This is a genomic window from Limosilactobacillus kribbianus (assembly GCF_026413145.1).
GTDB lineage: Bacteria > Bacillota > Bacilli > Lactobacillales > Lactobacillaceae > Limosilactobacillus > Limosilactobacillus kribbianus.
On sequence record NZ_JAOVYZ010000069.1, the window covers coordinates 1 to 6,896 of the forward strand.

Annotated in this window: 6 protein-coding genes; all 6 read right to left on the minus strand. The window is 46.2% G+C overall.

Features of this window, described 5'->3' with window-relative positions; genetic code table 11:
- Window positions 1-214 precede the first annotated feature (214 nt).
- The 6 genes from OCT58_RS09690 to OCT58_RS09715 all read right to left on the minus strand — a co-directional run bounded on the left by OCT58_RS09690 (window position 215) and on the right by OCT58_RS09715 (window position 6,499).
- On the minus strand, window positions 215-691 hold the full coding sequence (locus tag OCT58_RS09690; protein ID WP_267202635.1) for a nucleoside 2-deoxyribosyltransferase: 477 nt from the start codon (window positions 689-691) through the stop codon (window positions 215-217).
- A gap of 143 nt (window positions 692-834) precedes the next feature.
- Window positions 835-2,010: a MalY/PatB family protein gene (locus OCT58_RS09695; RefSeq protein ID WP_267202636.1), complete on the minus strand. Its 1,176-nt coding sequence runs from the start codon at window positions 2,008-2,010 to the stop codon at window positions 835-837.
- A 16-nt stretch (window positions 2,011-2,026) separates the two neighbouring features.
- Window positions 2,027-2,896 carry a DUF3737 family protein gene (locus tag OCT58_RS09700; RefSeq protein ID WP_267202637.1) on the minus strand — a complete coding sequence of 290 codons (870 nt, stop codon included), beginning with the start codon at window positions 2,894-2,896 and terminating at the stop codon, window positions 2,027-2,029.
- A gap of 94 nt (window positions 2,897-2,990) precedes the next feature.
- Window positions 2,991-3,146, minus strand: a complete 156-nt coding sequence (locus OCT58_RS09705; RefSeq protein WP_267202638.1) for a hypothetical protein — start codon at window positions 3,144-3,146, stop codon at window positions 2,991-2,993.
- 3 nt (window positions 3,147-3,149) lie between these two features.
- Window positions 3,150-4,022, minus strand: coding sequence for an alpha/beta hydrolase (locus OCT58_RS09710; protein ID WP_267202639.1), 873 nt, complete (start codon window positions 4,020-4,022; stop codon window positions 3,150-3,152).
- 146 nt (window positions 4,023-4,168) lie between these two features.
- Window positions 4,169-6,499: an Aq_aa27 family P-loop NTPase gene (locus OCT58_RS09715; protein WP_267202640.1), complete on the minus strand. Its 2,331-nt coding sequence runs from the start codon at window positions 6,497-6,499 to the stop codon at window positions 4,169-4,171.
- Between the last annotated feature and the right edge of the window lie 397 nt (window positions 6,500-6,896).

Sequence of the window (6,896 nt, forward strand, 5' to 3'; positions counted from 1 at the left end):
GATAAAATAGTGGTGCTCATCAAGGTCCTTCTTTCTAATGGATTGTACGGTAACACCATTAAAGACCTTGATGGGTTTTTCTGTCCACTTAAATGTTCAACTTAAATTTTACAATCTGCCATTAAAATAATGCACCGTTATTATGTAAACTAAAAATCGCCAATGCAAACTTAAAAGGCATTCCTGCACCATTGCAAGAATGCCTTTTGCGCTCTTAATAAACAGCCCCATCGTAGAAGTTAAAACCAGGCTGATTGAAATTATACGTTGGCAGTTCGGACATCTTAATGAAGTTGTCCGCAATTCCCCAACTCATCAAATTGATTGATTTACCAAAATCCTCGTCTGGAATAACAACGGTGATGTACTTGCCGAGGGCACTGGCCATTCCCAGTTCAACCCCCATCCCGACGTCCTCCTCCTCGGGAATATAAATGGCCAGGACCATGTCGGACGTGGAAACACCGACCCGGTCTTCGTTGTAGGTTGCCGTGGCCCATTCCTTATCCTCAAGCAGTTCCGGATGCTCGTCAACTCGCAGCCCCTTGTACTGGTGCTGCAACGGAATATAGGAATTCTCAACATCAATCGTTGGGTTCTCCTTAATGGCTGTCATTGCCTGCTTGTAAGCCTGGTTTTGCTTGTCGGTAAACCAACCGGCACAAAAATAAACGGTCTTTGATTTTTGCATAGGATCTCCTCCACTTAATTAAAATAAGAGTAACTCGTCTGTTTACTTTCTATTTTACCGAAAAGCAGTCAATAATCATATAGTTTTCGTTAATCAAAAAAGCTAATTCACAAAAGAAGCTTGCTTGTGAATTAGCTTTATTGCTACTTAGCATTCGGAAAATCGGCAATTGCCTTCGCCAGCCGCTTCATTCCATCCTCAATCTGTTTGCGCGGATAAGCAATGTTAATCCGGATAAAGCCGGCGCCGTTACCATGGTAGTACGTCCCCGGATTGATAATTAGACCGGTGTCCTTACGAATAAAATTGGCCAGCTGCTGGCTATCATCACTCAGGGCACTGGTATCAATCCAAAGTAAATAGGTTGCCGTTCCTGGAACCAGCTGAAGCTCCGGCAGATTCTGCTTGATAAAGCCGGCAACATACTCCTTGTTGCCCCGCACATAATCTTTCAGCTGGTGCAGCCAGTCTGCGCCATGACGATAAGCCGCAATCGTTGTCGGGATCGCCAGCAGGTTGGGCTCAGCAACCTCATATTTATTGATCGCCCGGTCGAAGCGTTCCCGTAGAATCGGGTTCGGTACGATCCCAGTAGCCGAATGCAGGGCCGCTAAGTTAAAGGTCTTACTGGTCGAAACCAGGGTGATCAAATTCGTCGTCAAATCATTCGGCAGTGAAAAGGCTGGAGTGTAATCCGCCCCTTCCAATACCAAATCGCCATGAATTTCATCGGAAATCACAATCACACCGTGACGCTTAGCCAGGGACAAAATCCGTCCGAGTTCATCCTTCGTCCAGACATAGCCAGTTGGATTATGAGGGTTGCAAAGGATCATCAGGGTAGTCAATGAGTTGGCCAACTTGTCCTCCAAATCGTACCAATCAACCTGGTAGGTGTGGGTGGCAGTGTCATAGAGCTGCTGGCTGGCGATGACGTGACGACCGCTATTGATGATCGAGTTGTAGAAAGTATTGTAGAATGGCTCCATCAGCAGGACGTTATCGCCCTCATGACTGAAATGATGGACGCTGGCGGTCAAGGCCGGGATAACCCCGGTTGTGAACCGCATCCAGTCTGTTTCGGCATGGGCGTGGTGTTCGCTTTGGTACCAATCGGCAACGGCCTCGTAGTATTCCTTGGTTGGGTACTCGTAGCCAAACGCCCCCTGGTCGATCTTTTTCTTCATGGCGGCCGTAATCTCGGCGGCCGTCTTAAAGTCCATGTCGGCAATGGTCAATGGCAGCTCACCATCCTTGGTCCGCCACTTTTCAGAGTTAGTGGCACGACGGTCGAGGATTGTGTCAAAATCATATTTCATTATCCATGCTTCCCTTCTAGTGTTGCTTGATGTGCTGGTCGGAATCGTCATCGGTTACGATGGTCGTCTTGCTAGGGTCGATCTTGTTTGGATCCATGATGATCTCATCAATGTGACGGGCCTTAATCCGTCCGCTGATTGGGTTCTTGACGCTCATGATTGCGGAATCAATTTCAGCGTCGATATTTTCACAGTATTCAAAGGCCAGGTCCGTCCGCAACAGACGGCAATTCTTCATCGTCAAATTCTTAGTGTAACAGAGTCCCTGATCACTGATGATCGTGCAGTTAATCAGTGTGATGTGGTTGGTGTTCCAGGCGAGATATTCACCGTTTAAAACTGAATCATAGACAATCACGTTTTCGCAATTCCAGAAGTTATCCTTGGTGACCATCGTTGAATTGTGAACCTCAACGTTTTTGGCCCCGTCGAAACCGTAATTTCCGATCAGGTTTAGACGGTCGGCGTAAACATTCTCACTGTTTATGCCAAAATAATCACCGTTGGCCTGGACATTCTCCATATGGATGTTCTTGCAGGACCACAGCGTTTCCGCGGCATCTCCGAAGTGAACATTTTTCAACTTGATTCCATCACAGCGCCGGAACTGCTTTGGAGCCTGGATTGCGCTGTTGGTCACCGTAATATCATCGGTATACCAGATACCGGACCGCGACATGGTTTCCCAAATGGTATTGTTGACTTTGACGTGCTTGTCATACCAGAGTGGGTACTTCCACTGGAAGACCACCCCGTCGAGCTCAAGGTCGTGACCATTTTTCAACGGGGATTCCCCTTTTCCAAAGGTCGTCCGAATCAGTTGGAGATCGTGAGCCCCAAAGAGTGGTCGTTCCCCGTCAAAATACTGATCGACAATTTGCTTCATCTTCAAAAGTCCTTCTTTCGCATTTTAAAATTATAGCTATATTTTAGTAAGAAAGACCGTTAAAGTAAAATGTTTACACTTAATAAATTTTACTTTAGTTTTTTTGCAGAGCTTCGGCAAGCAATTGTTTTGCCGCCGCGGCGACCGTCAATTGATGCTGATCAGCATAGTTCTTTAGCAAGCGGTAAGTCGCCAAGTCGTCCGGCCCGCGCCAAATTAAGCCGGTCACTTGGCCGTGTTCTTTTTGCATTTGCTACTCCTTTCCCCAGAGAATCTGCCGAATTTGCCGCAAGATCAGCGGACGATCATGCAGTTGCGTGTGGGACGTGTGCCGGTAGTTTTTCTGGTGATATTCGATCGTTGGGTGTGACTGAATCAAAGCTTTCAGCATCTCCGATTGGATATGAGGAACGGAACCGTCCGTGACTTTGCTTCCCTTCTTGGTGCCCATCAGGTTATAGATAATTACCGGATAGTTCACCTGCCAGTCTTTCATTTGATGATAAAGGCGTTGAAAGTTTTGATCCTTGGAATGATGAATGAGTGGATAACGATAGGACAGTCGCTCCGGCAGACTTTCCTCCACTGGAACCCCGAGAAAGACCAACTTATGTAGCTGTAAGTGGTGCTGGAGCCATTTTGACCCCATGTAGGCGTGAATAAATTCGGTCCCGCCATATGAATGAGCGATGACGTTGGTCCGCTTAATCCCGTAGTGGGTCCGTAAATAAATCAGGACATGGCGCAGCTGAGTAACTTGGGGGTGATAGGTGGCACTGTAGTTCCAGTCAAATAGCACCTGGATCAGGGCATTCTTTTGCCCGTGCCAACTCCCGCTGACCCGGATATGGTTGCGCGGAGAAACCCAAACGGTCATTACCTTCTGGGCGACATTTTGCCGCTGGTAGGTCCTGATCAGCCGGTTATAGGTGACCGTATTACCGCCCCAGCCGGGGATGAGCAGCGTTGGTACCCGTGAATAGTGAATATCGTCCCGATAAGCATGCGTATTGAGCGTTTGCCCGGCCGTTCCCCGTAGAAGAAAGACCTGCGTCACCATAAGGACGAGAAGTAATCCGCCCAGTCCGTAGCCAATAAATTTACCAATTTTATGGAGACGCTTCATCTAATCATCTCTTTTCACCATTTCGTCTATCATTATTATCGCGCAAGTTTGTTCAATTGGTGCAAAAAATCCGGCAATTTAAAGCAAACCTAAATTTAAAGCAAAAAAGCGGCAAAGCAAATTTTTTGCTTCGTCGCAATGAAAGTTTAGCCAAACAGGCGGGCCCAGAAGCCCTTCTTTTTAGCTGGCTTTTCAACTGGAGATTCTGCTTGCGGCTTCTCCTCCTCAGTTGGGGATGACAGGTCCGTATCCGTAGTGGTTTCGGTTCCACTATCGTATGGATTGCGTTCCCCAATCCACTTAAAGAAGTCCGGAGCTTTGATTTCCACGAACTTCCCCCGTTTTCCATTAATCCCATCAACGCAAAGCTCAATTGGCAGGGCATTACGGTACTTCTCGATGCTATCGGCCGAGAAGCCGTTGAAGGTGTTAAGCTTGGAAATGTCGAATAAGAGACTGTCATCGGCTTGACGATATTTAAAGTCATCGGCCTGGGTGATGTACAGCTTGGCCCAGCTGTTCCGGGAACTTTCCTGGAAGTCATCACAAATTTGATCTGCAAAGTACGCTGGCACTTCCATTCCAGCCATCTTGTAGTAATCACGGAAGATCTTCCGGGTGTTTGATAGGAAGTCAAGCTGACCAGTGGCGGTGTTGAAGTCACGCCATGGCGTCTCATCATCTTCCAGTAGATTGGCCATACGCATAGCAAAGTCCTTGAAGAGCGTATTATTCAGGGTCTGGCGAACGTTGTAGATATACTTGTTGGCCTCACCCTTTTGCCGGTCATCGATTACCTTGTCCATTTGCAGGTAGTAAGTCCGCCGTGCGGTTTCGCGGAGCATCGTGAAGCCGGAATCATAGTTGGTTGTCCCAATTAATGGCGCAATTGGGTGCGGGTTATTGATCAGCTCATTCATTGTATCAACCACCAGGTGACGGCTATACTGATCCTGTTGGAAGAAGTAAGGCTCAATCTCATCCAGCAGGACCGGGTAGGAACTCCCCTGTTTCATGTAATGTTCAATTGCCTCAACCGTCTTAGTCTTCTTTTGTGCGGTCTCAGTCGGGTAAATTGTCCCGAAATCGATCAAAGAACGATCAGTATTCCAAGTCAGCTGGTTAATGATCCGCAAGAGCGTCGATTTCCCAGAACCAGCAGTTGCCCCCAGCACCAGAAAGTTGGGTACGTCGTTCCCGTCTTCCGGGTTCAAGCTAGCCTTTTGGCGAATTTCCCACAAAAATGGCGCGGTAAAGGCGTAAAGGATGGCTTCATAGAACCGTTTCCCGTACTCATCGCTATAGTCCACCACATATTTTCGATAGCCATCCAAGACGGCATTGATACTCTTCAGGCCATCGCGGATTTGGCTGATCGTCGCCAGTTTGCCAAAGGGGATTGGATGGGTCCCGGCATCGTTTGGCACGTATAATCCACTGTTATTGGCCAGCAGATTTCGCTCCATTGGCCGATCATATAGAAAGGTTGTGTATTTTTTCTCAGCCCTACGCTGTTGAGGAGTCATCCCACTGATCAGGGCTTGTTGAACCTGTTGGTAGATCTTTTCACGAGTCTTGATCTTGGGTTTAGCCGCCCGTGGCGAAACAGAACCCTTCTGCAGAGTATAAATCGTGTCATGCTGTTTAATGTCCCGCTCAATAGCTTCCTTAGTCTGTGAGCGGTTGGTCGTTACTTCCCGCATTGCAAGTGTAGTTGTTTCAGGAAGAATTTTCTTATCTAAAAGCTGCTGGACATCATGGCTGATGATATCAGTCATATCTGCTGCAGCAATTTGATCGGTTGTTTCATTGTCGAGAATGACGACTTGATTCCCGGTGGCCTGTTTGTCCTTGGCACCTTCATCTAACTGGTCCTGGGCGGCTTTTAGTAAGTTGGCGCTGAAGTAAGGCCGCAAAATTGGTTTGATGTCTTTTTTAAAGTGTTCGCTGAGGTTTTGAAAAAGCCGAATATCACTATCAAAAACCAAAATTTCTTCAAAACGGTTTTGATTTTTGTCAAAATCCTTTTGGTCGAGGTTAAAGCTTCCCAGAATTACCCGCGTGTCATGAGTGTCCGAGTTACTGAGTAGGTAGAACCGCGAATGCAGGGCTTGCACTGGTGAAAATTCAACGTTAAACAACCCGGTGAGGACGTTTGATTGGTTGGCGCTGGTTAATCCCTCAAAGAGCTTGGCGGGGCGCTTGTTAGCCGTTGCTAAAAGTGCGTTTGCTAATGCTTCCTTGGTAATTGCATCTTCAGCGGTGCGCGCATCTTTTGCTTTGGGTGTTTGAAGAGCAATTTCAACTTGAATGAATTTACTCAGGTAATCGTTAATAAAGCTGGCCGTGACGGTCCCCGTTACCGCAATCAAACGGTTAAAGCGCCGGGAGTCAAAAAGTTGGCTCACTTTCATCGGTGGAGTTTCTTGGCCGTTAAAAACGATATGAATTTTATTTAAGCTTGGATCATTAGTCATAAATGTTATCCTTTACTTTTTGGTATATTTATCATTATTTTCGTTGATTTGGCATGATTTTTCAAGTTTTGATTGGAGGTGGTTTTTATTTATTTTTGTTAAAGTAAATGATTGCTTAAATTAAGCTTCAACTTTTTGATTTCAATTAGACAAAAAATCTCTCCAGAGATAAGGACAGAATTTCGGATAATTCCGTGCCCTTTTCTAAAGAGAGTCACTCATTCTAATTCAAGTTTTGTAATGCTACAATTAAATCTTCAACATTTTTAAAAAGGGTAGATTATAGAATGAAGTTAGCCACCTAATTGGTGGTAAATGCAAAAACGCCATTCGGCGTGACATCAGGTATCATATTAAGTGAATCAAACCTATATGAAAGGATGTCCGTCAAATGACG